The 24,895-nt window shown below is 75.0% G+C and carries 21 protein-coding genes; 15 read left to right on the top strand and 6 right to left on the bottom strand.

Annotation, left to right across the window (positions count from 1 at the left end):
- Window positions 1–89 precede the first annotated feature (89 nt).
- A complete protein-coding gene (locus ACIRBX_RS05140; RefSeq protein WP_402293796.1) occupies window positions 90–1,256 on the bottom strand; it encodes a hypothetical protein in 1,167 nt (388 codons plus the stop codon).
- Window positions 1,257–2,015: 759 nt separating this feature from the next.
- On the opposite strand from ACIRBX_RS05140, the gene ACIRBX_RS05135 reads away from it, so the two are divergent.
- Window positions 2,016–3,122, top strand: a complete 1,107-nt coding sequence (locus ACIRBX_RS05135; protein WP_402293795.1) for a polysaccharide deacetylase family protein — start codon at window positions 2,016–2,018, stop codon at window positions 3,120–3,122.
- 12 nt (window positions 3,123–3,134) lie between these two features.
- Here ACIRBX_RS05135 and sph read toward each other — a convergent pair whose 3' ends face one another.
- Complete coding sequence (gene sph, locus ACIRBX_RS05130; protein WP_402293794.1) at window positions 3,135–4,112, bottom strand: sphingomyelin phosphodiesterase; 978 nt, start codon at window positions 4,110–4,112, stop codon at window positions 3,135–3,137.
- A gap of 256 nt (window positions 4,113–4,368) precedes the next feature.
- Here sph and ACIRBX_RS05125 point away from each other — a divergent pair, with 256 nt between their 5' ends.
- From ACIRBX_RS05125 to ACIRBX_RS05110, 4 genes are all read left to right on the top strand, one after another.
- On the top strand, window positions 4,369–4,908 hold the full coding sequence (locus ACIRBX_RS05125) for a SigE family RNA polymerase sigma factor (protein WP_402293793.1): 540 nt from the start codon (window positions 4,369–4,371) through the stop codon (window positions 4,906–4,908).
- Window positions 4,901–5,695, top strand: a complete 795-nt coding sequence (locus ACIRBX_RS05120; protein ID WP_402293792.1) for a L,D-transpeptidase family protein — start codon at window positions 4,901–4,903, stop codon at window positions 5,693–5,695. The genes ACIRBX_RS05125 and ACIRBX_RS05120 overlap by 8 nt, the downstream gene beginning before the upstream one ends.
- 150 nt (window positions 5,696–5,845) lie before the next feature.
- A complete protein-coding gene (locus ACIRBX_RS05115) occupies window positions 5,846–7,315 on the top strand; it encodes an SDR family oxidoreductase (protein WP_402293791.1) in 1,470 nt (489 codons plus the stop codon).
- A gap of 120 nt (window positions 7,316–7,435) precedes the next feature.
- Window positions 7,436–9,337 carry a hypothetical protein gene (locus ACIRBX_RS05110; RefSeq protein WP_402293790.1) on the top strand — a complete coding sequence of 634 codons (1,902 nt, stop codon included), beginning with the start codon at window positions 7,436–7,438 and terminating at the stop codon, window positions 9,335–9,337.
- 733 nt (window positions 9,338–10,070) lie between these two features.
- Here the strand turns inward: ACIRBX_RS05110 and ACIRBX_RS05105 are convergent.
- Entirely contained in the window at window positions 10,071–11,306 is a 1,236-nt protein-coding gene (locus ACIRBX_RS05105; protein WP_402293789.1) for a glycerophosphodiester phosphodiesterase, read from the bottom strand.
- Between the two features lie 313 nt (window positions 11,307–11,619).
- Here ACIRBX_RS05105 and ACIRBX_RS05100 point away from each other — a divergent pair, with 313 nt between their 5' ends.
- From ACIRBX_RS05100 to ACIRBX_RS05065, 8 genes are all read left to right on the top strand, one after another.
- Window positions 11,620–11,922, top strand: a complete 303-nt coding sequence (locus ACIRBX_RS05100; RefSeq protein WP_402293788.1) for an urease subunit gamma — start codon at window positions 11,620–11,622, stop codon at window positions 11,920–11,922.
- A gap of 14 nt (window positions 11,923–11,936) precedes the next feature.
- On the top strand, window positions 11,937–12,245 hold the full coding sequence (locus ACIRBX_RS05095) for an urease subunit beta (RefSeq protein WP_402293898.1): 309 nt from the start codon (window positions 11,937–11,939) through the stop codon (window positions 12,243–12,245).
- Entirely contained in the window at window positions 12,242–13,963 is a 1,722-nt protein-coding gene (locus ACIRBX_RS05090; RefSeq protein WP_402293787.1) for an urease subunit alpha, read from the top strand. The genes ACIRBX_RS05095 and ACIRBX_RS05090 overlap by 4 nt, the downstream gene beginning before the upstream one ends.
- A 322-nt stretch (window positions 13,964–14,285) precedes the next feature.
- Window positions 14,286–14,984, top strand: coding sequence for an urease accessory protein UreF (locus tag ACIRBX_RS05085; protein ID WP_402293897.1), 699 nt, complete (start codon window positions 14,286–14,288; stop codon window positions 14,982–14,984).
- On the top strand, window positions 14,974–15,660 hold the full coding sequence (ureG, locus tag ACIRBX_RS05080) for an urease accessory protein UreG (protein ID WP_402293786.1): 687 nt from the start codon (window positions 14,974–14,976) through the stop codon (window positions 15,658–15,660). The genes ACIRBX_RS05085 and ureG overlap by 11 nt, the downstream gene beginning before the upstream one ends.
- Entirely contained in the window at window positions 15,657–16,448 is a 792-nt protein-coding gene (locus ACIRBX_RS05075; protein ID WP_402293785.1) for an urease accessory protein UreD, read from the top strand. Before ureG ends, ACIRBX_RS05075 begins: the two co-directional genes overlap by 4 nt.
- 81 nt (window positions 16,449–16,529) lie before the next feature.
- On the top strand, window positions 16,530–18,512 hold the full coding sequence (locus tag ACIRBX_RS05070) for a protein kinase (protein WP_402293784.1): 1,983 nt from the start codon (window positions 16,530–16,532) through the stop codon (window positions 18,510–18,512).
- Window positions 18,513–18,589: 77 nt separating this feature from the next.
- A complete protein-coding gene (locus tag ACIRBX_RS05065) occupies window positions 18,590–19,969 on the top strand; it encodes a DUF2254 domain-containing protein (protein ID WP_402293783.1) in 1,380 nt (459 codons plus the stop codon).
- Window positions 19,970–19,976: 7 nt separating this feature from the next.
- Here the strand turns inward: ACIRBX_RS05065 and ACIRBX_RS05060 are convergent, their stop codons facing one another.
- Window positions 19,977–21,455, bottom strand: a complete 1,479-nt coding sequence (locus ACIRBX_RS05060; RefSeq protein WP_402293782.1) for an MFS transporter — start codon at window positions 21,453–21,455, stop codon at window positions 19,977–19,979.
- Window positions 21,456–21,534: 79 nt separating this feature from the next.
- Between ACIRBX_RS05060 and ACIRBX_RS05055 the strand changes: the two genes are divergently transcribed.
- A complete protein-coding gene (locus ACIRBX_RS05055) occupies window positions 21,535–22,224 on the top strand; it encodes a TetR/AcrR family transcriptional regulator (RefSeq protein WP_402293781.1) in 690 nt (229 codons plus the stop codon).
- Window positions 22,225–22,325: 101 nt separating this feature from the next.
- On the opposite strand, the gene ACIRBX_RS05050 is transcribed toward ACIRBX_RS05055, so the two are convergent.
- Both ACIRBX_RS05050 and ACIRBX_RS05045 read right to left on the bottom strand, forming a co-directional pair.
- Entirely contained in the window at window positions 22,326–23,303 is a 978-nt protein-coding gene (locus tag ACIRBX_RS05050; RefSeq protein ID WP_402293896.1) for a cytochrome c oxidase assembly protein, read from the bottom strand.
- 183 nt (window positions 23,304–23,486) lie between these two features.
- A complete protein-coding gene (locus tag ACIRBX_RS05045; protein ID WP_402293895.1) occupies window positions 23,487–23,972 on the bottom strand; it encodes an SAM-dependent methyltransferase in 486 nt (161 codons plus the stop codon).
- Window positions 23,973–24,240: 268 nt separating this feature from the next.
- Here ACIRBX_RS05045 and ACIRBX_RS05040 point away from each other — a divergent pair, with 268 nt between their 5' ends.
- A complete protein-coding gene (locus ACIRBX_RS05040; RefSeq protein WP_402293780.1) occupies window positions 24,241–24,669 on the top strand; it encodes a GNAT family N-acetyltransferase in 429 nt (142 codons plus the stop codon).
- The last annotated feature ends 226 nt before the right edge of the window (window positions 24,670–24,895 follow it).

Raw genomic sequence — 24,895 nt, 5'->3', positions numbered from 1 at the left:
GGGTGTCGCGATGGGGCGCTTGTCGCGGTGGGGTGCTGTCGAGGTCGGGTGGCGGCGTGGCGTGGCGTGGCGTGGCGGGGCGGAGACGGTCAGGCGGGCTGCTCGTCCTCGGCGGGCGGGAAGGGGTGGCTGAGGCCCAGCGCGTCCATCAGCTCCTGGCCGATCGGAGTCGGCTGGGTGAGGGTGCCGGACGCCTTGGGCTGGCGGCCCTTGAGGCCGAGGCCGCGGGCCAGACCGGCCGGGTTGGTGACCGGGGGGAGCTGGTAGTGGCGCCAGCCGGGCCGCCGGCCGCTCTGGGTGACCTCGAAGAGGTCGGGCTTGCGCCAGGCGACGAAGGTCCAGTCGCCGCTGTCCTCGTCCACCGCCCAGGCGCCGACCGGGCCGGTCAGCTCGGTGCGGCCGATGGCGTCGAGGGCCGCCCGGGTGAGGTCGGAGAAGTCGCCGTGCACCGAGAGCAGCAGGCGGGAGTGCTTGCGGGCGGTGGTGTCGCCGTCCTCGGCGAGTGCCTCGACGGCGCGGGTCACCGGGTCCAGCAGGGTGTGGTTGGCGAGGTCCATCACGTGGTCGACGTCCACCATGACGCCGAAGGCCTTGGCCAGCTCGGGGGAGACGTAGGCGGTGATCCGCTCGGGGGAGGCGGCCAGCATGAGGGTGGCGAAGGACTCCACCAGATGCTCGTAGCGGGCCTGCTCGGAGCGGTCGGCGGCCTGGAAGTCGAGCACCGAGAGCACCAGCACGGCCAGGCTGGCGGTGGACTCCAGCTCCTCGCCCGGGAGGGTGTCCGGGTCGAGGGCGCCGAGCGGCTCGACGGCCGCCGCGAGCAGGGTGAACGGGGAGCGGTCGCCGGGCGGCCAGGTGCCCCGGGCGACCAGCTCCAGCAGCAGACGGACCGTCAGCAGCCGGGGGAGCGGCGGGAGGGCGGACGAGGCCTTGGCGATCCGGACGGCGAGGCGCCGGCGGTCGGCGACGGTCTTCTCCTCCTCCGGGCCGCCGCCCTCTCCGGCCGGGGCGAACTCCCAGACGCCGGTGGACTCGGAGCGGGGCGGGCGGCCGAGGGCGAAGCCGGTCAGCGGGGTGCCGATCCGCCGCTCCAGCGCCGCGCCGTCGGCCTCCCGCCCGGCGGCGGCCTCGGCGTCGAGCGTCAGCAGCAGGCGGCCGAGCTCCTCCAGCAGCGGATGGTGGGCGAACAGGGCGGCCGGTTCGGGGCCCGGGCTCCCCTCGGTCGGAACGGCGTTCGGAACTCCGCTGACATCCACGCGATTTCCCCCTCTGCGACGTGCTCTCCGTACCAGGCGTGTCGCCGTCCGTACGCGCCGTACCGTCCACCGCCACGTGCACCGATGGCCGTCCGCACTGCGACGGGTGGATCGTAACCCGACCGGCGCCGGAGCCGACGGCCGACGTGGGCTCGGACCACCCGATCCGGCCCCGGGCCACCGCTGCGGCGGGGGCGGGCGGGTTGGTCAGCGGGGAGGGCGGAGCCCTTCCCGGTCACGCCGGTCGGAGGGTCGGGCGGGACGGTGGGCCGGGGCCGGATCCGCTGGTCGAGCCGGTGCCGGGCGGGATGCAGGGCGGCGAGCAGGATCGCGGGCGCGGGGAGGGCGGCGAGCAGCGCCGGGCTCGGCGCCTACGGTGGTGGCGGCGAGGCCGTCCAGCAGGCCGCCCAGCGGGATGCCGGCCCGGACGATCGAGTCGCGGACGGCGCGCACCCGGCCGAGCAGGTGACGGGGCGTCCGCTCCGGCAGGACGGCGCCGACCACCGGGTCCCGCAGCGCCGCCGCCGAGCGCGAAGACGACGAGCACCGGCCGGCAGGTGGCGCATCGGCGGCACCGTCGGCCGGCAGCCGGGGCCGGACAGGCGAAGCAGCGGCTGTCGGCGGTGCGTCAGTTCGTGTGCGGGGCAGAGGAGTTGGATCGGATCGTGATGTTCCGGTGGAGGCGGGATCCGGTCACTCGCTCCTATGATCGAGATCGCCCGGAGGTGCCGGGTCGGACGGAATCCGGGAGGGCGTCACGTGTGGTTCGCCGGAGTGGGCCTGGCGCGGGACGGCTACCGGATCGCCCTGACGGACGGTGCGGGTCGGCCGGTCGGCGCCGAGGAGCTGTACGGGCGGTGCGACCCGGAGCGGCCGGCCGCCCGGCTGGCGGAGCTCGCGGGGCGGGCGCCGGACGGTCTGGCGGTGGTGGTGGACAGTGCGAACGGGCTGCTGGACGGGCTGCTCACCGCCGCCGGGGTGACGCTCTACCGGGCCGATCCGCCGCTGCTCGCGGACGGCCGCGATGACGCCAGGAGCCTTGCCCTGCTCGGGAGTTCGAAGCTGGCGGAGCTGGTGCCGCTGCCTCCGGGCAGCTGGATCATGAGCGGCCGGGAGCAGGAGATGACCGAGGCGGAGGCGGCGGCCGGTCCGGTCGAGCGCCGCCTCGCCGAGGCCGGGCGTTGCCTGCTCGGCGGGGAGGCTCCGGCCGGGGAGGCGGGGGCGGAGCCGACCGTGGCGCTCACCTTCGACGACGGTCCGCACCCCGAGCACACCCCGCAGGTGCTGGAGGTGCTCGCCCGGCACGGCATCCGGGCCGCCTTCTTCTGCATCGGCCTGCACGCCACCGCCCACCCCGGCCTGGTCCGCCGGATCGTGGCCGAGGGCCACCTGCTCGGCAATCACACCTGGTCGCACGCCTACCTGCCGGACCTCGGCCCGCTCGGGCTCCGGCACCAACTCGGCTCCACCGGCGAGGCGTTGGCCGAGGCCTCGGGGGCCGGCCTGCCCACCCTGATGCGGCCCCCGTACGGCGGCCGGAGCGCCGCGCTGATGGAGCTGGTCGCCGAGGCCGGGCTCACCACGGTGCTCTGGGACGTGGAGACCAACGACTGGGCCCGGCCCGGGGCGGAGGTGATCGCCGGGCGGGTGCTGCGGCGGGTGCGCCCCGGTTCGGTGGTGCTGATGCACGACGGCGGGGGCGACCGCTCGCAGACCGTCGCGGCGCTACCGCTGATGATCGCGGGCCTGCGCCGCCGGGGCTACCGCTTCGTCACGCCGGACGAACTGCTCCGCCCCCGGCGCGGCCGGGAGGCGGCGGTGCCGGGGGCGGGAGCGTCAGCCCGGGTGGTGGCCGACTCGGGCTGAGGGGCCGGCTGTTCAGCCGCCGATCACGGGGTAGTGGTCGGAGAGGTCGTTGTAGGTGTAGCTCTTGCCCCAGCTGGAGACGGTCCACGGCGTGCTGTGGAAGCGGAGCACGTTGTTGGTGTAGCTCTGCGGGCGGGCGTGGTCGGCCCGGTAGAGCACGTAGTCGAGGTCCTCCTTCGGCTCGCCCGGGTAGCGGTAGGCGGCGATGGAGTTGTCGGCGGTGTCGAAGGAGTTGACCCAGCCGGTGCGGGAGGTGGCCGGGGCGAGGTTGCCGTTGGCGAGCATCGCCGGGTACTCGGAGTCGTGCGAGTTGACGTTCAGGTCGCCGGTGACGATGACCGGCTCGCTCGCCGGGATGCCCTTGCCGTCGACGAAGTTCTTCATCGCGGTGAGCTGGGCGGCCCGGACGGTGGCGGGCTGGCCGTTGGAGCAGCCCGAGTCGGTGGACTGCAGGTGGGTGCCGAGCACGTGGGTGCGCTGGCCGTTGACGTTCAGCACCGCGTAGACGAAGCCCTTGTTCGACCACCAGTCCGCGCCACAGGCGTCCTTGAAGACGTACTGCTCCTTGCGCAGGATCGGCCACTTGCTGAGCAGCGTGACGCCGCCGTCCTCCGGGGTGGTGGAGGAGTAGCTGCCGGAGGTGGCGTCCCAGCCGGAGGTGGAGCGGCCGACCACCGGGGTCTGGTACGGGTAGGCCGCCTTGGCGAGCGACTGGAGCTTGTCGGAGGACGCGTTGTCGAAGGCCTCCTGGAGCACCACCACGTCGTTGCCCTGGAAGAACGAGGCCGCAGCGATCTCCTTGGCCCGGATGTCCTGGCCCCAGTTGGGGTAGAGGCTGGTGCTCATCAGGAAGACGTTGTAGGTCAGCACCTTGAGCGGGGCCACGGTGACGGGCGCCGATTCGGCGTGCGCCACGGGGGCGGCCAGGGTGCCGAGGACGGCGGTCGCGGCGGCAGCGGTGACGGCGCGGCGGAGGGACGGGTGGGGCATCGGGGCTCCGGGAGTCGAGTTCCGAGGTGACGGGGGCTCGTCAACGGACGAGGTGTTGTGCAGTCAACTTGCGGTCGGTCACCGGGGGCAAGACGCCGGGAGAGCATCAGATGAACTCGGCTGGAACTAGACCTACTGTCCGGTACGTACGATCGGCCGACCGCGCGGAAGACCTCTGCAACCTTCCGCCGGGCCGGTGCGTAGGGAGGGTGGACGATCGGGTGGGACGAGTGACGAGCGGGGCGGAACGGAAGAGATGACGGACGAGGAGTACGGCGCGTTCTACCGCGCTTCCTTCGCCCTGCTGGTGCGTCAGCTGTACGCGATGACCGGGGACTTCGGGGAGGCCCAGGACGCCGTGCAGGAGGCCTTCGTGAAGGGGTGGGACCGGCGGGCGAAGCTGACCCGGGACGAGGGCGGGCCGGAGGCGTGGATCCGCACGGTGGCCTGGCGGCTCGCGGTCAGCCGCTGGCGCCGGGCCCGGCGCGGGCGGGAGCTGGAGCAGGAGCGGATGCGGTTCGCCCCGCAGGTGGCCGCCGCGCCCGGACTGGAGCACACCGAACTGGTCGCCGCCCTGCGGCGGCTCCCCGCGCCGCAGCGGCAGGCCGTGGTGCTGCACCACCTCTGCGACCTGTCGCTCCAGCAGATAGCCGCCGAGACCGGAGCGGCCCTCGGCACCGTCAAGGCCCGGCTCTCCCGGGGCCGGGCGGCCCTGGCCGGGTACCTGCGCGAACAACCCGAGGAGCTGACCGTGGTCGAGGGCGGACGCCGGACGGAGGGCAACCACTGTGCATGACATCGACGGAGTGCCCGAGCAGGAACAACTGGGTCATCTGCTACGGGAGTTGGTGGCCGATGCGCCGACCGCACTGCCGCTCCCGTACGAGACGCTGCGGCGCAAGGGGCAGGCCCGGCGGCGGCGCCGGCACGGTGTGCTGGCCGCGCTGTGCGGCGCTCTGGTGGTCAGCGGTGGCGTGCTGCTGCTGCCCGGTGGGCCCGGGCCGGAGCAGCTGAGCAGCGGTCCGGTGCCGGTGGTCACCGCGTTCCCGTCGGCGACCCTCGGGTCGTCGGATCCGACCGGATCCGCGACGCCCACGACGCCCGTGTCTCCGCTCCCGGCCACGACCCTGCCGCCGCTGCCCGCGCCGGAGACCGAGGAGCCCGGCCCCACCCCGTTGCCACCGGGGCAGGTGCGGGCGGTGGTCGACCTCTCCTCGCGCACGCTGGTGATGGCCGGAGAGACCGCCGTCCGGCCGTGCCGGGTGGGCGCCCCGGGCCGGCCCACGCCGAAGGGGCGGATGACTGTCGTCTCCCGGCAGCGGATCGTGGTGCGGGACTCCACCGACGGGCCGTTCCTGACCCTGCCGGGAGAGACCTGGTACCACCTCGAACTCCGCTGGGCGGTCAGGCTGGCCGCCCCCGACGGCCGGATCGCCTGGGTGGCGGAGACGCCCGGGAGCGTGGCGCTCGGCGGATCCGGCGCGGGCACCGGCACCGAGCGGGACATCGGCCTGGTCGAGCAGGACGCCCGCCGGTTCTTCGAGTCGGTGGCGGTCGGGGACACGGTGGACATCCGGGCCTGACACCCCGTCCGTGGCGGCCCGCGCCGTCGGAGCGGCTGCTCCGGGCGGGTGGTGCGGGAGCGGCCCGGGCGGCGGGGCGGCGGTCGGCGGTGTCTGATGGTCCGTGGGCTGACGGCCGGTCGGCCCGCCGACCGGAGGAGGGGCGGACTGATGCGCTGTCTGGTGACCGGAGCCACGGGCTACCTGGGCGGACGGCTGGTGCCGGAGCTGCTCGCGGCCGGCCACACCGTGCGCTGCCTGGTCCGCGACCCGGGACGGCTGCGGGACCACCCCTGGCGGGCCGAGGTGGAGACCGCCACCGGTGACGTGACCAAGCCGGAGACCCTGCCCGGCGCCTTCGACGGCGTCGAGGCGGCCTACTACCTGGTCCACTCGCTGGGTAGCGGCCGGGACTTCGAGGCCACCGACCGGGAGGCCGCCCGCGCCTTCGGCCGGGCCGCCTCGGCGGCCGGCGTGCGCCGGATCGTCTACCTGGGCGGCCTGCTCCCGCAGGGCGTCCCGGAGGACCGGCTCTCCGCCCACCTGCGCTCCCGGGCCGAGGTCGGCCGGGTGCTGCGGGAGAGCGGGGTGCCGACCGCCGAACTGCGGGCGGCGGTGGTGATCGGCTCGGGCTCGGCCTCGTTCGAGATGCTCCGGTACCTGACCGAACGGCTGCCCGTGATGGTGACCCCGAGCTGGGTGGACACCCGGATCCAGCCGATCGCGGTCCGGGACGTGCTGCGTTACCTGGTCGGGGCCGCCACGCTGCCCGCCGAGGTCGACCGGGTCTTCGACGTGGGCGGGCCAGAGGTGCTGACGTACCGTCGGATGATGCACCGCTACGCCCGGGTGGCCGGGCTGCGCCGACGGGTGATCCTGCCGGTGCCGGTGCTCACGCCGGGCCTGTCCAGCCACTGGGTCGGCCTGGTCACGCCCGTCCCGAGCGGACTGGCCCGGCCGCTGGTGGAGTCGCTGCGGCACGAGGTGGTCTGCACCGAGCACGACATCGCGCGGTACGTCCCCGACCCGCCGGAGGGTCTGATCGGCTTCGACCGGGCGGTCGGGCTGGCGCTGCAACGGATCGGCGAGGGGCAGGTGGTGACCCGCTGGTCCTCGGCCTCCCTGCCCGGCGCGCCGAGCGACCCGCTGCCGACCGACCCCGACTGGGCGGGCGGCAGCCTGTACGAGGACGTGAAGGAACGGACCGTGGACGCGCCGGTCGAGGCGGTCTGGCGCGTGGTGGAGGGCATCGGGGGCGAGAACGGCTGGTACTCCTTCCCGTTGGGCTGGGCGGTCCGGGGCTGGCTGGACCGGGTGGTCGGCGGGGTCGGGCTGCGCCGGGGCCGCCGGGACCCGGGGCGGCTGCGGGCGGGTGACTCGCTGGACTTCTGGCGGGTGGAGGAGATCGAGCCCGGGAAGCTGCTGCGGCTGCGGGCCGAGATGCGGCTGCCGGGCCTGGCCTGGCTGGAGATGACGGTCCGTCCGGCGGAGGGCGGGGGCACGGTCTACCGGCAGCGGGCGACGTTCCACCCGCACGGACTGGCCGGGCACGCGTACTGGTGGGCGGTGGCGCCGTTCCACGCGGCGGTCTTCGGCGGCATGGCCCGGAACATCACCGAGCACGCCCGCCGGGGCGGTTGACGGCACCGGTCGGGCCCGCCCCGGATCACCGGCGCCCCAACGGCGTAACCGTCACATGATCGCCTCGTTGGACCACGGGTACCGACGAGGAACGACGTGGGACGTGGGGAGCTGAGGGTGTTGAGCGGAGAATCGGTCCGCCTCACCGATGCCGAGGCGGCGTTGGTGGCCAACTACCCACGGCTGGTCGGGATCGCCCGCCTGGTGCTGCCGGACGGCCGGACCAGACACCGCCGGGTGCTCGCCGCGCACGCGGCCGTCCAGCGCGCGCTGCCACTGCGCGGCCCGGAGGCCGACGGCCCCAGCGCGACGTACGCGGCGCTCCGGCTCCGGCTGCTCCGCGGGGTGCTGCGCCCGCGCCGGCGGGACCGGCTGCGGCCGGGGCCGGTGGTGCTCGGGGTGCGCCTGTTCAGCCTGGGCGGCGATCCGGACGAGCTGATGCTGGACCGGGAGTTGGGAGCGCTGGACCGGCCGGCCCGGGCGGCGTTCGCGCTCGGGCTGGTGGACGGGCTGGCGCCGGAGGCGGTGGCGGCGCTGCTGGCCGAGGCCGGGGTCGAGGAGCGGGCGGCGGTGGCGGCGGTGCGCGCGGCCGGGCCGTCGCTGGCGGCGGCCCGGGCCCGGGGTGACGGGCCCGAGCGCTGGGCCGAGCACTGGCCCGCCTTCGACGCCTGCCGGGTGCGGGTGCAGCCGAGTGACCTGCTGCGGCGGCGCCGGGTGGCGGGCGGGGTGGCCGGGGTGCTGGTGCTGGCCGCGGCCGGCTTCGGGATGGCGGCGCCCTCGGCGACCACCGCCCCCGTCCGCCCGCCGTCCGCTCCGCCGCCGGTACCCGCCGCGGCGGCCCGGGCGGAGGTGGTCCGGGTCGCCGACGACCTGTGGCGGCGGACCGCCCGGGTCGACTACACGGCCTGGCCGAGCCGGGGGGACCGGCGGGACGACGGGGCTCTGGTGGACCGTGCGGTGGCCGCCTGGCGGGCCGTCGGGACGGGCTCGGGGTCCGGTGCGGGTTCCGGCTCGGGGGCAGGGACCTTGGCCGGGGTCGTGGTGGAGGCCGGAACGGTCGCCCGGCCTCCGGTGGAGGTGCCGCACCTGCTGTACGCGGGCACGGTGGAGGGGGCCACCGTGGTGCTGCTGTACGACGGCGCCCGCCTGGCCCGGTACACCGAAGGGCCTGGCGGTGGGCTGCTGTTGGGGCGGGCGGACGACTCCGACGTGACCAGCGCCGCCGCCGTGGTGCTGACCCGGGGAGCGGGTGGGGTGCGGTACCTGCTGGCGCCGTGGATCGACACCACCGAGACCCGGCGGATCGACCAACCGTCCGCGCCCGTCCAGCAGTTGGCTCGGACCGACGGCGTTTCCGGGCCGGTGCCCGCCCCGACGACGGCACCGGGGTGCCCCGGTCCGGTGCTGCTCCAGCTGCGCTCCACACCGGTGGTGGCCGAGCAGCACGCCTTCGTGCTGGCCGACGTGGGCGGGCTGCGGCCGGCCCGGCTGAGCTACACCCCGCCACCGGAGCAGGGCCCGGCCCGCTCGCCCCGGGAGGCGGTGAGCGCGGAGGCCCTGCGTCTGTGGGCGGCGGCGGCCTGTTCGGTACCCGATGTGACCTCCGGCGTACGGCAGTTGAACCTCTGGGCGTTCGCCGGGCAGCCGCTTCCGGAGAACGCCGGCCGGGCCGAGTGGCTCTGCCTGCGGGCCGACCGCTGGGGCGGCGAGGGCAGTGCCGCCACCGCCGTCCTGCTGCCCGGCGCCCGGGCGGCGGCGCGGACCGGCCGGGCCGACGGCAGGGCCTGCAGTCGCTACGAGCAGGACACCCTGGGGTGGACCTGGTGGCGCTCGCCGCAGGGAGCCGAGTACCTGCTTGCGGCGGCCAGCCGCCGGGTCGACCGCATCCAACTCCGGGGCAACGGCTGGGCCGTGGACCAGACCCCGGCCGACCGCACCGTGGCGGTGGCCCGGCCGAACCGCGAGCGGTTGACGGTGGAGGCGCTCCAGCGCAACGGCACCCGGCTGGTCCCGCTGCCCTGACGGGCCGTCGGCCGGACCAGTCGGGGAGCCGGGCGGCCGGTTGCCGCGCAGCCTGGCTGACCGCCCGCCACGGGTCGTCAGATGGCCGAGTTGCGGTGCCGAGCCGAGGGCTCGGCCGGTCGGCGGGCGGTGCGGTCCGGGGGTTCTCCGTGGCCTGGTGGTCGGCCTGGCGGCGGAGCACCTGCTCGACCGACGCCGACCAGGGTCGGTGCTGGACGGGCCCTGCGTTCCGGTGCACCGGTCGGCCGGATGCCCGGCCGCGGAAGCCTGAATGGCCTGGCGGCTCTGCCGGTTCAGGCGATCGTGGGGTGCCCGGAGGTCGGCTGCCGCCGACGTCCTCGGCGACCAGGCGGTCGGCCCAGCGGCGGAGCACCTCCTCGACCGGCGGCCGGGTGAGCCCGGCGGCCCGGGCCGGTCGATCGGCGGGGGTGGTGTCGTAGCGCTTCTCGGAGCGGAACGACAGCGTCTCCGGATCGGTGCCGGTGCGGGCCTGCGAGAGGCGGCGGACCAGGCCGGCCGGGAGCCGCAGCCGGTGTGACGGTCATCCGCTCCGCGCTGAATGCCCGCCTCGCGGAGGCGGCCGTCCGGCAGCACGTGACCGATGCCGTGGACCGCTCCTGAGGGCGGTGGGGCCGGGAGTGGCGGGGCCGGTAGTTGCGGTGCCGGGAACGGCGGAGCCGTCCGACGGGCCGTCAGGGTGACGGTCCGTCGGACGGCTCCGGGGCGGGACGGCTCAGGAGACGCCCTTGGCCGCCCAGAAGTCGGCGCGGGCCAGGCGGCTGCTGTCGGTGTTGTCGGTGAAGAAGCCGTCCACGCCCTGGTCCATCAGGAAGCGGGCCCAGGCGATCGAGTCCCCGTAGGCGTTGGGGTCGGTGCCCCGGCGGAAGTCGGCGGGGAGGAAGGCGTTCTCGTTGCGCAGGGTGTAGGGGTGCAGCAGCAGGTTGGCCGCGTGCGCGTCGGCGACCAGGGTGGTGACCGGGCGGAGCTTGCCGGTGGCCGGGTCGACCGGGGCGATCAGGTTGGTGGTGGGGCCGAGGCCGTGGGCGAAGGAGGCGATCCAGCGCAGCCCGGCCGGGGTGACCAGGTCGGCCACCGTGCGGGGGTCCTTGGCCAGCACGAAGTCGTAGGGCTGGGTGGTGGCGTCGCCGAGCAGCTGGATGCGCGGGTTGTCGACCAGCTTGGCCAGGCGCTGGAGGCTGCTCGGCTCGAAGGACTGCAGGATCGCCCGGCCGCGCTTGCCGGCCAGGCCGGCCCGGCGCAGCTCGGTGGCCAGGCGCTCCTCCAGCGGCAGGCCGATCGAGCGGAAGTAGGAGGGGTGCTTGGTCTCGACGTAGAGCCAGACCTCGCGGCCGGTGGTGCGGGCCCGGCGGGCGGCGAACTCGGCCACCTCGCGGAAGGTGGGCACCGCCCAGCGGCCGTCGTAGAGGGTGTTGTGCTGGCGCTGGAGCGGGAGGCGCTCCTTGGCGCGCAGGGTGCGCAGCTCGGCCAGCGTGAAGTCCTCGGTGAACCAGCCGGTGACGGGCTTGCCGTCGATGGTCTTGGTGGTCTTGCGGCCGGTGAACTCCTTGCGGTCGGCGACATCGGTGGTGCCGCCGATCTCGTTCTCGTGCCGGACCACCAGGTGGCCGTCCTTGGTGGGCACCAGGTCCTGCTCGATCACGTCGGCGCCGAGGTCGAGCGCGTGCTCGTAGGAGCCGATGGTGTGCTCGGGGCGGTAGCCGCTGGCACCCCGGTGGGCGACCACCAGCGGGTGCGGCAGCCGGTCGAGGCCCGTGCCGGTGCGCACGGCCGGCCGGGTGCCGGCGGCCCGCAGCGCCTCCGGGGCGTCCTCCGCGCCCTGGCGGGCCGGGGCGTCGTCGGCGGCGGCCGGGACGACCCCCGCGCCGAGCGCGGCGGCCCCGACGCCGACGGCGCCGCCGGCCCGGAGGAACCAGCGGCGCGAGGTCGCTGAGCTGTGAAGGTCCGTCATGTCGTCTCCCCGGTGAGTGCCGTTACCGGTCCGTACGGTAGGAGCCGGACCCGCCGCTGCCGGTGCACTCCGGGCGAATCCTGTGGAAAGCTCCGATGACGACCCGGCGGGCGGGCCGGTCCTTCGGAGGATCCGGGCTTCGGGTAAAAGCTCCGTCACGGCTTCGGGAATGCCGCTGAGAGGGCTTGGAAATCGGATGGAAATCCGATCGTAAATTCCCCTAAAAGAACGTCAGATGCCCAGCTGGGAGCGGGTGGTGCGTGCCCCGCCGGTCCGCTACGGTGTGCCGGAAAATCTCTCCCTAGGAGTGCGGATGCGGCTCACTCCCCATGAGCAGGAACGCCTGCTCATCCACGTCGCGGCCGAGGTGGCCCGGGCCCGGCGGGCGCGCGGCCTGCGGCTCAACCACCCCGAGGCGGTCGCCCTGATCACCTCGCACGTACTGGAGGGCGCCCGGGACGGGCGGACCGTCGCCGAGCTGATGGAGTCCGGCCGGGAGGTGCTGGGCCGCGCGGACGTGATGGACGGGATCCCCGAGATGATCCCGGACGTCCAGGTCGAGGCCACCTTCCCGGACGGCACCAAGCTGGTCACCGTGCACGGGCCGATCCGGTGAGCGCGGAGCAGGGGATCGTCCCCGGTGAAGTGCTGCACGGGGAGGGGGAGATCGGGCTGAACGCCGGCGCCCCCGTCACCCGGCTCACGGTGCTGAACGCGGCCGACCGCCCGGTGCAGGTCGGCTCGCACTACCACTTCGCCGAGGTCAACCCGGGCCTGGCGTTCGACCGTGCGGCGGCGTACGGCCTGCGGCTGAACGTGCCCGCCGGGACGGCCGTCCGCTTCGAGCCCGGCATCCCGGTCGCGGTGGAGCTGGTGCCGATCGGCGGGCTGCGCGAGGTGCACGGGCTGCGGAGAGAGGTCGGAGGTGCGCTGAAGTGAGCGGGTACGCACTGCGGTTGAGCCGGGAGCGGTACGCCGCGCTCTACGGGCCGACGGTCGGCGACCGGATCCGGCTGGGGGACACCAACCTGCTGGTGGAGGTGGAGGAGGACCGCTGTGCCGGAGGGGACGAGGCGGTCTTCGGCGGCGGCAAGGTGATCCGGGAGTCGATGGGGCAGGGCCGGGCCTCCCGGGCCGACGGCGCCCCCGACACGGTGATCACCGGTGCGGTGGTGCTGGACCACTGGGGCGTGGTCAAGGCCGACGTGGGCATCCGGGACGGCCGGATCACCGCGCTCGGCAAGGCCGGGAACCCGGAGACCATGGACGGCGTGCACCCCGCGCTGGTGATCGGGCCGGAGACGGAGGTGATCGCCGGCAACGGGAAGATCCTCACCGCCGGGGCGATCGACGCCCATGTGCACTTCATCTGCCCGCAGTTGGCGGACGAGGCGCTGGCCTCCGGCATCACCACCCTGGTCGGCGGCGGCACCGGCCCGGCCGAGGGCAGCAAGGCCACCACCGTCACCCCGGGCTCCTGGCACCTGGCCCGGATGTTCGAGGCGATGGACGGCCTGCCGGTCAACGTCGGCCTGCTCGGCAAGGGCAACACCGTCAACGCCGAGGCGATGCGCGCCCAGCTGCGGGGCGGTGCGGTCGGCTTCAAGATCCACGAGGACTGGGGCGCCACCCCCGCCGTGATCGACGCCTGCCTGCGGGTGTGCGAGGAGTCCGGGGCCCAACTGGCCATCCACACCGACACCCTGAACGAGGCCGGGTTCGTCGCGGACACCCTGGCGGCGATCGCCGGACGGGGCATCCACGCCTACCACACCGAGGGCGCGGGCGGCGGCCACGCCCCGGACATCATCAGCGTGGTCTCCGAGCCCAACGTGCTGCCCAGCTCCACCAACCCGACCCGCCCGCTCACCGGCAACACGGTGGCCGAGCACCTCGACATGCTGATGGTCTGCCACCACCTCAGCCCGCACGTGCCGGAGGACCTGGCCTTCGCGGAATCCCGGATCCGGACCTCGACCATCGCGGCCGAGGACCTGCTGCACGACCTCGGGGCCATCTCCATCATCAGCTCGGACTCGCAGGCGATGGGGCGGATCGGGGAGGTGGTGCTGCGCACCTGGCAGACCGCGCACGTGGGCAAGGCCCGCTGGGGCGCCCTGCCCGGGGACGGCCGGGCGGACAACCACCGGGCCCGCCGGTACGTGGCCAAGTACACCATCAACCCGGCGGTGGCCCAGGGGATGGACCACCTGGTGGGCTCGGTGGAGCCCGGCAAGCTGGCCGACCTGGTGCTCTGGTCGCCCGCCTTCTTCGGGGTCAAGCCCGATGTGGTGGTCAAGGGCGGGCAGATCGCCTGGGCCCAGATGGGGGACGCCAACGCCTCCATCCCCACGCCCCAACCCGTGCTGCCCCGCCCGATGTTCGGCGCGACCGGGCGGGCCCCGTCCGCCAACTCGGTCAACTTCACCGCCCCGGCGGCGATCGAGGCGGGCCTCGCCGAACGCCTCGGCCTGGGCAAGCCGTTCGCCGCCATCGGCAACACCCGGGGCGTCACCAAGGACCACCTGCACAACAACACCGCCCGGCCCGACGTCCGGGTCGACCCGGACACCTTCACCGTGACGGTGGACGGCGAGCCGGTCACCGCCGAGCCCGTCACCGAACTACCGCTCGCGCAGCGGTACTTCCTGTTCTAGGGGCGGGGTCGGGATGGCGGAGCTGCACACCGTGCCGGGGCCGCGGCCCGGGGCGGAGGACGGGGAAGTGGGGGGCCGGGAGGCGGAGCCGGACGCGGGCTCCGCCCGCCCGGTACGGCATCCGGTGCACCCGGCGGGCGGGCTGCCGCCGGCCGAGGGACCCGGCGGGCCAGTACCGCCTGCGGCGGCGGGGACGGCGCCGGCCCGATCGCGGGGGCCGCGCGGCGGGCCCTCGGCGGCGCCACCGCAGGCGGTGGCCACCGTCGGGGTGGCCGATCCCGCGCCCGCGGTGGTCCGCACCGCGGTCGAGCCGGCGCCCGCCGTGGGCGGTGCCGGCTGGGGTCCCGGTGCGGGCCCGGCCGCCGGCGTCGCCGCGCTGCTGCTGCTCGCCGACGGGCGGTTCCCCGCCGGGGGGCACGCGCACTCGGGCGGGGCGGAGGCCGCCGTGCAGGCCGGTCGGGTGCGGGACGCGGCGGGGATGGCGGCGTTCCTCACCGGTCGGCTGCACGCCGTCGGGCTGACCTCGGCCGCGCTGGCGGCGGCGGCCGCGCTCGATCCCGGCCGGGCGGACGCGTGGGACGAGGCCGCCGAGGCCCGGACGCCCTCTGCGGCGCAGCGGGGGGTGAGCCGCAAGCTCGGGCGGCAGCTGCTGCGGGCGGCCCGGGCGGCCTGGCCGCACCCCCTGCTGGACGGCCTGAGGGAGCGTCACCCCGGCGGTGCGCACCAGCCGGTGGTGCTCGGGGTCACCGCGTACGCGGCCGGGCTGACCGCCCGGGACGCGGCGGCGGTGGCCGTGTACGAGAGCGTCAACGGGCCGGCCACCGCGTGCGTGCGCCTGCTCGGCCTGGACCCGTACCAGGTGACCGCCCACCTGGCCCGGCTGGCCCCGGCGATGGACGCCGTCGCCGCCGAGGCCGTCGCGGCGGCCGGCCGGGGCGAACTCCCGTCCGCTTCAGCCCCGTTGCTCGACATCTATGCCGAGCGGCACAACTCCTGGAAGGTGCGTCTCTTTGCATCGTGACCACGTGGACCCCCACGAGCACGTCATCAGCCACGCCCACACCGACACCGCCACCCGGCCGGAGCCCCGCGCACTGCGGATCGGCCTCGGCGGGCCGGTCGGCTCCGGCAAGACCGCGACGGTGGCGGCGCTCTGCCGCGAGCTGCGCGAGGAGCTCTCGCTGGCGGTGGTGACCAACGACATCTACACCACCGAGGACGCCGAGTTCCTGCTGCGGCACGCGGTGCTGCCGCCCGAGCGGATCACCGCGGTGGAGACCGGCTGCTGCCCGCACACCGCGATCCGGGACGACATCTCGGCCAATCTGGAGGCGGTGGAGGAGCTGGAGGCGGCCCTCGGGCCGCTCGACCTGATCCTGGTCGAATCCGGCGGGGACAACCTGACCGCCACCTTCAGCCGGGGCCTGGTGGACCACCAGGTCTTCGTCATCGACGTCTCCGGCGGCGACAAGATCCCCCGCAAGGGCGGCCCCGGCGTCTCCACCTCGGACCTGCTGGTGGTCAACAAGACCGACCTGGCCCCGCTGGTCGGCGCCGATCTCGACGTGATGGCCCGGGACGCCAAGGCCCAGCGCGGCGAACTCCCCACCCTGTTCACGGCGTTGACCGCCCCCGACGGGATCGCCCCGGTGGCGGCCTGGGTCCGGGCCCGGCTGGCGGACTGGCAGCGGCGGTGACGGACGGGCCGGCGGGCCAGGGAGCGGCGGTCGGTCCGGCTGGCGGTGGAGCGGCGGGCGCCGAGGCGGCGGTGGCCAGGATCACCGCCGAGCCGGACGGCCGGGGCGGCACCGTGCTGCCGGTGCTGGCCGGCGGTGGCCCGATCGCGGTGCGCCGCACCCTCGGCGCCGCGCCCGCCGCGCACGTGGTGCTGGTCGGCGCGATGGCCGCCCCGCTGGGCGGTGACCGGCTGGGCGTGCGGGTCACCGTCCGGCCGGGCGCCGCCCTGCACGTCACCAGTGCCGCCGCGACCATCAGCCTGCCCGGCCGCGAGGGCGGCAAGGCGTACTACACCGTCGAGTTGACGGTCGGGGAGGGGGCGCTGCTGGACTGGCGGCCGGAGCCGGTGGTGGCGGCGAGCGGCAGCCACCTGGTGCTGACCACGGTGGTCGAGCTGGCCGCCGGGGCCCGGCTGCGCCACCGGGAGGAGCAGGTGCTCGGCCGCGCGCACGACTGGAACCGGGGAGCCCCGCCCGGCCGTCTCACCTCCCGGCTGACCGTCCGTCAGGCGGGCCGGACCGTGCTGGACCAGCAGACCGACCTCGGCCCCGGTGCGCCGGGGTGGGACGGTCCGGCCTGCCTGGGTGAGCACCGTGCGGCCGGGCAGCTGCTGACCGTCGGCCTGCCCGGTCCGAGCGTGCCGGAGGGGGCGGACGCGGTGCTGCTCTCCCTGCCGGGGACGGCATCGTCCCTGGTCACGGCGGTGGCACCGGATGCCCTCAAGCTCCGTGGCCTCCTGGGGGGTTGAGCCCGTGGAGGCGTCTGGCAGACTGTGCGCGAATTGACGGCCGGTCAGTAGTCGGTACCGGCCATGACAAGGGGGCAGCGCATGTGGGGTCGGGGGACCGTGCTCGGGGAGCGTTACACGCTCACCGAACGCGTCGGCGGCGGCGGGATGGGCGACGTCTGGCGGGCCACCGACGGCGTGCTGGAGCGCGAGGTCGCGGTCAAGATCATGCATCCCGGCCTGCTGGAGGACCGCAACTTCACCGAGCGCTTCCGTCGGGAGGCCCGCATCCTCGCCACCCTCAAGCACCCCGGCATCGTGCACGTGCACGACTACGGGGAGCCGGGTGAGGGCGAGGACGAGCGGATCGCCTACATCGTCATGGAGTTCATCGACGGCAAGCCGCTGAACGACGTGCTCACCGCCGAGGGCCCGATGGTGCCCGCCAGGGCGCTCGGCATCATGGCCGACGCCCTGGACGCCCTGCACGCGGCCCACCAGCGGGAGATCGTGCACCGCGACATCAAGCCCTCCAACCTGATGCTGCGCACCGACAGCGGCGTCACGGTCACCGACTTCGGTATCGCCCACGCGATGGCCGGCACGAAGATCACCACCACCAACTCGGTGCTCGGCACCGCCCTCTACATCGCTCCCGAGCAGGCCGACGGCGGCTCCACCAGCCCCGCGTCCGACCTCTACTCGCTCGGTGTGGTGGCCTTCGAACTCCTCACCGGGCAGCTGCCGTTCACCGGGGAGACGGTGCTGGAGATCGTGCTCAAGCACCTCCAGCAGCCCGCCCCGCAGCTCGGTGAATCGTTTCCCGAGCCGGTCCGCGAGTTCGTCGCCAAGGCGCTGCGCAAGGACCCGGCCGAGCGCTTCCCGGACGCCGCCGCGATGGCCGCCGCCGCCCGGGCGGCGGCCGGGCGGCCGGAGGCGGCGGAGCCGGTCCGCGAGCCCACCGTGATCGCCAGCGCGTTCGTCCCGGTGCGGCCCGGACAGGCCGAGACGCCGGTGACGGTCTCGGACCGGTCGCCGCAGGAGCGGCGGCGGCGCCGGACCAAGGTGCTGGTGCCGATCGTGGTGCCGGTACTGATCACCGCCGGGGCGGGCGGCGTCTACCTGCTGGAGCAGACCCCGTGGCGGGCGGAGGCAGGTGGGGCCAAGCCCTCCACCGCGGCCACCGCCCCGCAGGTCCCGGCAGCGGCCACCGGCACCGACACCGGCTCGCCCAGCCCCTCGGGGACGGGCGACCCGAACGCGTCGGCCACGCCGGCCGCGAGCCCGGTGCCGAGCGGCACCGAGACCACCCCGGGCCAGCCGACGCCCGATCAGCCCCCGGCCCAGGGCGGGTCGGTGGCCGGCGGGGCGTCCGGCGGCGGTGCCGCGAGCGGCAGCGGTGGTGCGGCATCCGGTGGCGCGGCGTCCGGTGGTGCGGCCGGCGGCAAGGTGTCTGCCGGCGCGAGTGGCGGTGGCGGCGTGGCCTCCGGCGGTTCGGGCGGCGGTGCTGCGGCCTCCGGCGGTTCGGGCAGCGGTGGTGCGGCGTCCGGTGGCGCGGCGTCCGGCGGCAGCAACAGCGGCGGCACCACCACCCAGCCTCCCGCGCAGACCGCTCAGCCCCCGGCGCCCAAGCCGACTCCCCCCGCGCCCGTCGGCGACACCCCGCCGTCCGGCTGCGGCGGCACCGGCTGGGGCAGCATCGTCAACGGCGCCAGCGGCCGGAAGCTCGGCCTCTCCACCAGCGGCCCCGACGGCGGGGCGCAGGTGCTCTCGGGCGGCAGCACGGGGAACGGCTGGGTCCGTTCGAGCGCCGACTCCGGCGGTTGGTACGAGATCCACCCGTGCAGCCTGAGCAAGCCGGCCATGGTGCAGGACTTCAACCCGGGCGGCACCTACACCGTCTCGCTCAGCACCGGCTTCAGCTTCACCTACCGGTGGGCGATCGTGTCGGCGGGCTCGGGACGGTACACCCTGCGCGACCACGGCAGTTCGACCTGCCTGACCGACAACGGCGCCGGGGTGCAGACCAGCATGCAGAGCTGCACCCCCGGCAACCGCTCCCAGGAGTGGTCCCTGCCCTGGTAGCGCGTTCGGCGGCGTGCCGCCGCCCCGGCAGCGCGTTGCACCGGGGCACCGGCCACCGGCCGGGCTAGCGTGAGGGGATGACCGACCGTCAGCCGAGCGAGCCGAGCGGGCCGACCGAGCCGAGCGGGCCATCCGGGCGGCCCGCGCCGCCTCCGCCGCCCGGCCGCCTGCGGCACCGGCCGCTCTCGCCGCTGCGCGAGCACCTGCGCGAGTCCTTCTGGGTGGCCCCGCTGGTGACCTGCGTGCTGGCGGTGCTGCTGGCGCTGGGCACCAGCTGGATCGACTCCGAGGTGGTGCACGAGGAGATCTCCGAGACCGGCTCCGCCGAGGGCCTGCTGAGCTTCGCCAGCGGGGCCAAGGCGGTGGTCTCCACGGTCAGTTCGGCGATGCTGACCTTCATCGGCGTGGTCTTCTCGATCTCGCTGGTGGCGCTCCAGATGGCGGCCAGTCAGATGAGCCCCCGGGTGCTGCGGCTCTACGTCCGCTCCCGGATCACCAAGGCGACCTTCTCCACCTGCCTGGCCACCTTCCTGTTCACCCTGCTGGTGCAGCTCGGCTACGACGACACCACCGATCCGACCAAGGTCACCACCGTGCCGGTGGTCTCCACCCTGGTGGCGGTGGTGCTGGTGCTGCTGAGCCTCGGGCTGTTCGTGCTCTACGTGCAGTCGACCATGCGGCTGCTACGGGTGCCGCACGTGATCGACCGGGTCACCCGGGAGTCCGTCGCGGTGCTGACCACCTACCGCTGGATGGCGCCGGAGGCCGGGCCCCGGCTGGAGCCGCCGACCGACGCGGTCACCCTGCTGCACCAGGGGAACTCGGGGGTGCTGCGGGACGTCAGCCTGGGCCGGCTGGTGCGGATCGCCCGCAAGCACGGCGCGGTGCTCCACCTGGTGCCCCGGATCGGTGACTTCATCGCGCCCGGCACCCCGACCGTGGTGGTCTCCGGCGGCACTCCGCCCCGGCCGGGCCGGATCGCCGGGGCGCTGAACATCGGGGTGGACCGCACCATGCACCAGGACCTGAGCTTCGGCTTCCGGCAGCTGGTGGACATCGCGATCCGGGCGCTCTCCCCGGCGGTGAACGACCCGACCACGGCCGTCCAGGCGGTGGACCGGATCCACCAGCTGCTCGCCCTGCTGGCCGGGTACCCGTTCGGCGAGCTGCGCTACCGGGACCGGGCGGGCGCCGTCCGGCTGGTGCAGCCGATCCCGGACTGGCAGTGCACGGTGGACCTGGCCTTCACCGAGATCCGGATCTGCGGGGCCGGCCAGCCGCAGGTGAGCCGTCGGCTGACCGCCGCGATGGACGACCTGCTGCGGATCACCCCGGACGAGCGCCGCCCGCCCCTGCTGGCCCAACGGGACCTGCTGGAGCGGGCGGTGGCCGCCGAGGTGGCGGAGGCCGACAACCGCGCGTTCGCGCTCACCCCGGACCGGCAGGGCATCGGCTGACGGCCCGTCACCCGTGGTGCCCGCCGCCCTCGGGCCGGGCCTGCCGGGGGAGCAGGAAGGCCAGGGCTGCGGCAGCCAGCAGGGCCAGCGCGGTCAGCCCGAGGGTGCGGCCGGCGCCGGGCGCGGAGCCGTCGGCGGCGGCCCAGCCGAAGAAGGCGGTGCCGAGCACGGCGACCCCGATCGAGCCGCCGAGCTGCTGAACCGCGTTCAGCACGCCGGAGGCGGAGCCGACTTCGTGCTCCTCGACCCCGGCCAGCGCGATGTCGAAGAACGGCGCCATGATCAGCCCGAGGCCGAAGCCCTCCAGCACCAGGGCGGGCAGCAGCTGCCAGGTGGTCAGGCCGGAGCCGCCGGCCAGCACGGTGAGCCAGAGCGCCAGGGCGCCCAGCGCGGCGGTCAGCAGGCCGCCGTGCAGTACCCGGCGGCCGTACTTCGGCGCCAGCACCCCGCCGGAGAGCACCGCCCCGGCGACCAGGCCGAGCGAGAGCGGGATCATCGTCAGACCGGCGTGCACCGGAGTCCAGCCCAGGCCCAGCTGGAGGTGCAGGGTGAGCACCAGCATCAGGCCGGCGAAGGCGCCGAAGAACACCACACCGGTGGCCAGCGCGCCGGTGAAGGCCCGGCGGCGGAACAGCGAGGGCTCCACCAGTGGAGAGCCGCCCCGCTGCCTGACGGAGCGTTGGGTGCGGGCGAACAGCAGCAGCACCGGGACGGCGGCGGCCATGCTCAGGTAGGTCCAGAGCGGCCAGTCGGCCTCCCGGCCCTGCACCAGCGGGTAGACCAGCAGGACGGAGGCCAGGCCGGTCAGGGCGGCGCCGGGCAGGTCGAGGCGGACGGTCTCCTCGGCCCTGGTGAGCCGGTTGGCCGGCAGCAGCCGGGAGCCCGCCAGCACGGCGACCACGCCCAGCGGCAGGTTGACCAGGAAGACCAGCCGCCAGCCGGTGCCCCACCAGTCGGCGTCCACCAGCAGGCCGCCGAGGGTCGGGCCGAGCACCGAGGAGAGGCCGAGCACGGGGGCGAACAGCCCGAAGGCGGCGCCCTGCTCCTTCGGCGGGAACATCGCCCGGATCAGGCCGAGGCCCTGCGGGATCAGCAGCGCGGCGAAGCCGCCCTGGACGGCGCGGCCGGCGATCAGCAGGCCCGGGTCGGTGGCGGCGGCGCAGGCGGCCGAGGCCAGCGTGAAGCCGGCCGCGCCGACCAGGAAGAGCCGCTTGCGGCCGAAGATGTCGCCGAGCCGGGCGCCGGTGACCAGCAGGGTGGCGAAGGCCAGCGTGTAGGCGGCGGCGATCCACTGGATCTGCGACTCGCCGCCGCCGAGCTCGCGCAGGATCGCCGGGGAGGCGACGCCGGTGATGGTGGCGTCCAGCAGGTCCATCGCCTCGACCAGCAGCACCAGGGCCAGACCGGCCCAGCGGTAGGGGTGGCCGGCCGGTTCGGCGGCTTCGGTGGAACGGTGTTCGTCTTCTCGAACGGTGTTTGTCGTCACGAACACTGTTCTAGATGTGGAACGCCGTTCGTGTCAACTAGAGTGGGACCGTCCAGCAGCGAACCCGGAGGTTGCCCGCATGACCCGTCTGCCCGAGTCCTGGCCCGGCCCGGGGAAGGCCGCCGCCAAGCGCCGTCCGCTCAGCCGGGACCGGATCGTCGAGGCCGCACTGGGCATCGTCGAGACCGAGGGTCTGGACGCGCTCTCCATGCGCCGGGTCGCCCAGGAGCTGGAGACCGGGGCCGCCAGCCTGTACGCGCACGTCAGCAACAAGGACGAGCTGCTGGAGCAGCTGCTCGACCGGGTCTATGCCGAGATCGCCATCGAGCCGCCGGATCCGGCCCGCTGGCAGGAGCAGGTGAAGGACCACCTGCGCCGGGCCCGGAAGGTGCTCACCTCACACGGCGACCTGGCCCGGGCCGCGATGGCGGCGAACGTGCCGGTCAGCCCGCACGCGCTCGACAACGCCGAGGCGATGCTCGCGCTGCTGAAGGCCGGCGGCCTGGACGACCTGACCGCCTCCTACGGGGTGGACGTGCTCTCGATGTTCGTCACCGCGACGGCGGTGGAGGAGTCCACCCGGGGCGATCTGAGCACCGATCAGGTGCAGCAGTACTCGGACCGGGTGCGGAGCTACTTCGAGTCGATCCCGGCCGAGCGCTACCCGCTGGTGACCGCGCTGGCGGCCGAGCTGACCCGGAACGTCGGTGACGAGCGCTTCGAGTTCGGCCTGGACATCCTGGTGGCCGGGCTGGCCCGCCGGGCCTGAGGGTGCCGGGTCTGAGGGCGCCGGGTCTTAGGGCGCCGGGCACGCAGGAAGCCCCCGCCGTCGGGACGGCGGGGGCTTCGGGGCGGGGCGGTGACGCGGTGTCAGCCGGCTTCGGCGGCGCGCTGGCCGCGCTTGTCCAGCGAGGCCAGGTAGGCGTTGTAGGCGGCCAGCTCGGCGTCGCCGTCCCGGTCGGCCTTGCGGTCGCGGCGGCGGGCCTGCCGCTCCTCGGACTTGGCCCACTGGAGGGTGAGCGCGATCAGCACGATGGCGGTCGGGATCTCGCCGAAGGCCCAGGTGATGCCGCCGGCGATCTTCTGGTCGGCCAGCAGATCGGTGCCGGGCGGGGCCATCGCGGTGTCGAAGGTCTTCACCAGCGGGTGGGTGGCCATCATCACCGCCACGCCGAAGAAGGCGTGGAACGGCATGCCCATGAACAGCTCGATGATCCGCATCACGTAGCCCGGCCGGTTCGGGCCCGGGTCCACGCCCATGATCGGCCAGAAGAACAGCATGCCGACCGCCAGGAAGTGCACCATCATCCCGATGTGCCCGATCCGGTACCCCATCAGGAAGTCGAACAGCGGGGTGAAGTAGAGCGCGTACAGGCTCGCCACGAACAGCGGGATGGTGGCCGCCGGGTGCGAGACGATCCGCACGTACCGGCTGTGCAGCACCGCGACCAGCAGCTCGCGCGGGCCCCGGCCGCTGCCCTTGGGGGCGGGGCGGAGCGAGCGCAGGGCGAGGGTGATCGGGGCGCCGAGCAGCAGCAGGATCGGGGAGAGCATGGAGAGCACCATGTGCTGGATCATGTGTGCGCTGAACAGGGCCATGCCGTAGTCGTTCAGCCCGGTGTTGGTCACCAGCAGCACGGTGCCGACGCCGAGCACCCAGGCCAGCGTCCGGCCGACCGGCCAGCGGTCGCCGCGCCGCATCAGGCGGACCACGCCCGCGCCGTAGACGGCGAGCGCCAGCAGGCTGCCGACCAGGAACGGCCAGTCGGTGGACCAGGTCAGCGCCGACCCGGCGGTGAACGGGCCGAGCGGCTCCATCCCGCCGTGGTGCATCCCGGAGTGGTCCATCCCGGTCATACCGTCGCCCATGGGCGGGTCCTGCTTTCCCTCGTCACTGCCGGACGGTCCGTCAGGTCCGGTTCGTCCGTTTTTCTTCGACGGCCAGCCTAGGCGCCGCTTATCCTCCGCCCGTACCCGACCCCCCGGCGCGGCCGGCGCTCCGGCCGGACGGCGGGGTGTGGTGGCGGTGGGTCAGTAGTACTCGCGCATGATCTCGGTGGCCCAGTCGGGCTGCCGCAGCTCGCCGCGCGGGCCGAACTCCGTCATGTACGGCTTGATGTCCAGCACCGGGGTGCCGGCCACCGCGTCGAGCCCGCTGACCCGGAGGTCGAGGCCGTCCACCCGGTGCAGGCGGCAGCGGGAGACCCCGAGCCGGTTGGGCCGGTTCCTGCCGCGCTGGGCGAAGATGCCGACCAGCGGCCAGTCCTCGTTGCCGCGCGGGTGCCGGGCACCGGTCTCGACCTCGTCCACCGGCACCCGGTCGAAGTGGAAGACCACCTTCAGGTGGGAGAAGGCGTCGAGGCCGTGGAGCGCCTCCTCGGAGAACTGCGCGGCGTCCAGCCGGATCACCGCCTCGACACCGTCCCAGGCGTCGTCGAAGGCCTCGCCGCGACCGCCCACCACGTGGGCCACCGGGTGCGAGGTCACCCACTGCGCGCCGTCCTCGCCGTCCCGCATCCCGTCCTGCACCGGTGCTTCCCTCCGTCGGCCCGACATGCCGTCAGGCGGTTCCCGTGGGCAGCAGCCTCGCACGCCGCGCCCCCCGGCCGAGGGCGATCGGCCGGGATGCTTCCGCCACGACCGACGGCCGGTGCGGAGGCGGCACGACCGCGCGGAGGGGTGGGCGCCCCGGTCCCGTGCAGGCCCGTGACCCGGAGCCGGCGGGCGCCCGGTAGCCTGCTCGCGGGCTGACGACGGCCCTTCCCGACGAGAGGCGGCACCACGGGTGGTCACGGTCGAGCTCCGGGTCAGGCCCGCGGTCGATGACGCGGAGCTGTCCACCCTGCACCGGCAGGCCTTCGACCCCGGGGGCAGCGGGGGGCCGGTCGCCGTCACCCCCTGGCGCAGCCGCCTGGAACGGCACAGCATCAGCTGGACCGGGGCCTACCACGAGGGCGCCCTGATCGGCTTCGTGCACGCGGTCTGGGACGGTGGTGTGCACGCCTTCCTGCTCGACACCGTCGTCCACCCCGACCACCAACGCGGCGGCATCGGACGGGAGTTGGTGGAGTCGGTGGTGGAGGAGGCGTTCCGGGCCGGCTGCGAGTGGGTGCATGCCGACTACACGCCGGAGCACGCGGCCTTCTACCAGGACGCCTGCGGCTTCCGCCCGACGGCGGCCGGCCTGCGGGCCGCCCGCCGGGCTCCCTGCTGACGGAGCGGCAGATCGCCGGAGCGGACCCGGGGCGGCCGGCACCGGAACGGCGGCGGGCGGTCCGGCTCCCGCATCCGGGCGTCCGAGGACGCTCCCCGAAGTGATCGCAGCCTCCGCGTCGGGCGCTGCCCCCGCACCGGGCGCCGCCCACGGAGGCCGGCCGAGCGCCGTGTCCCGACGCAGCGTGGTCCCGGTGGTGGTCCGGGCGGCCGGGGTGGCCCCGAAT

It is taken from the genome of Kitasatospora sp. NPDC096147 (assembly GCF_044763225.1).
Taxonomy (GTDB): Bacteria; Actinomycetota; Actinomycetes; order Streptomycetales; family Streptomycetaceae; genus Kitasatospora.
This window is presented reverse-complemented; position numbering and strand designations above follow the sequence as displayed.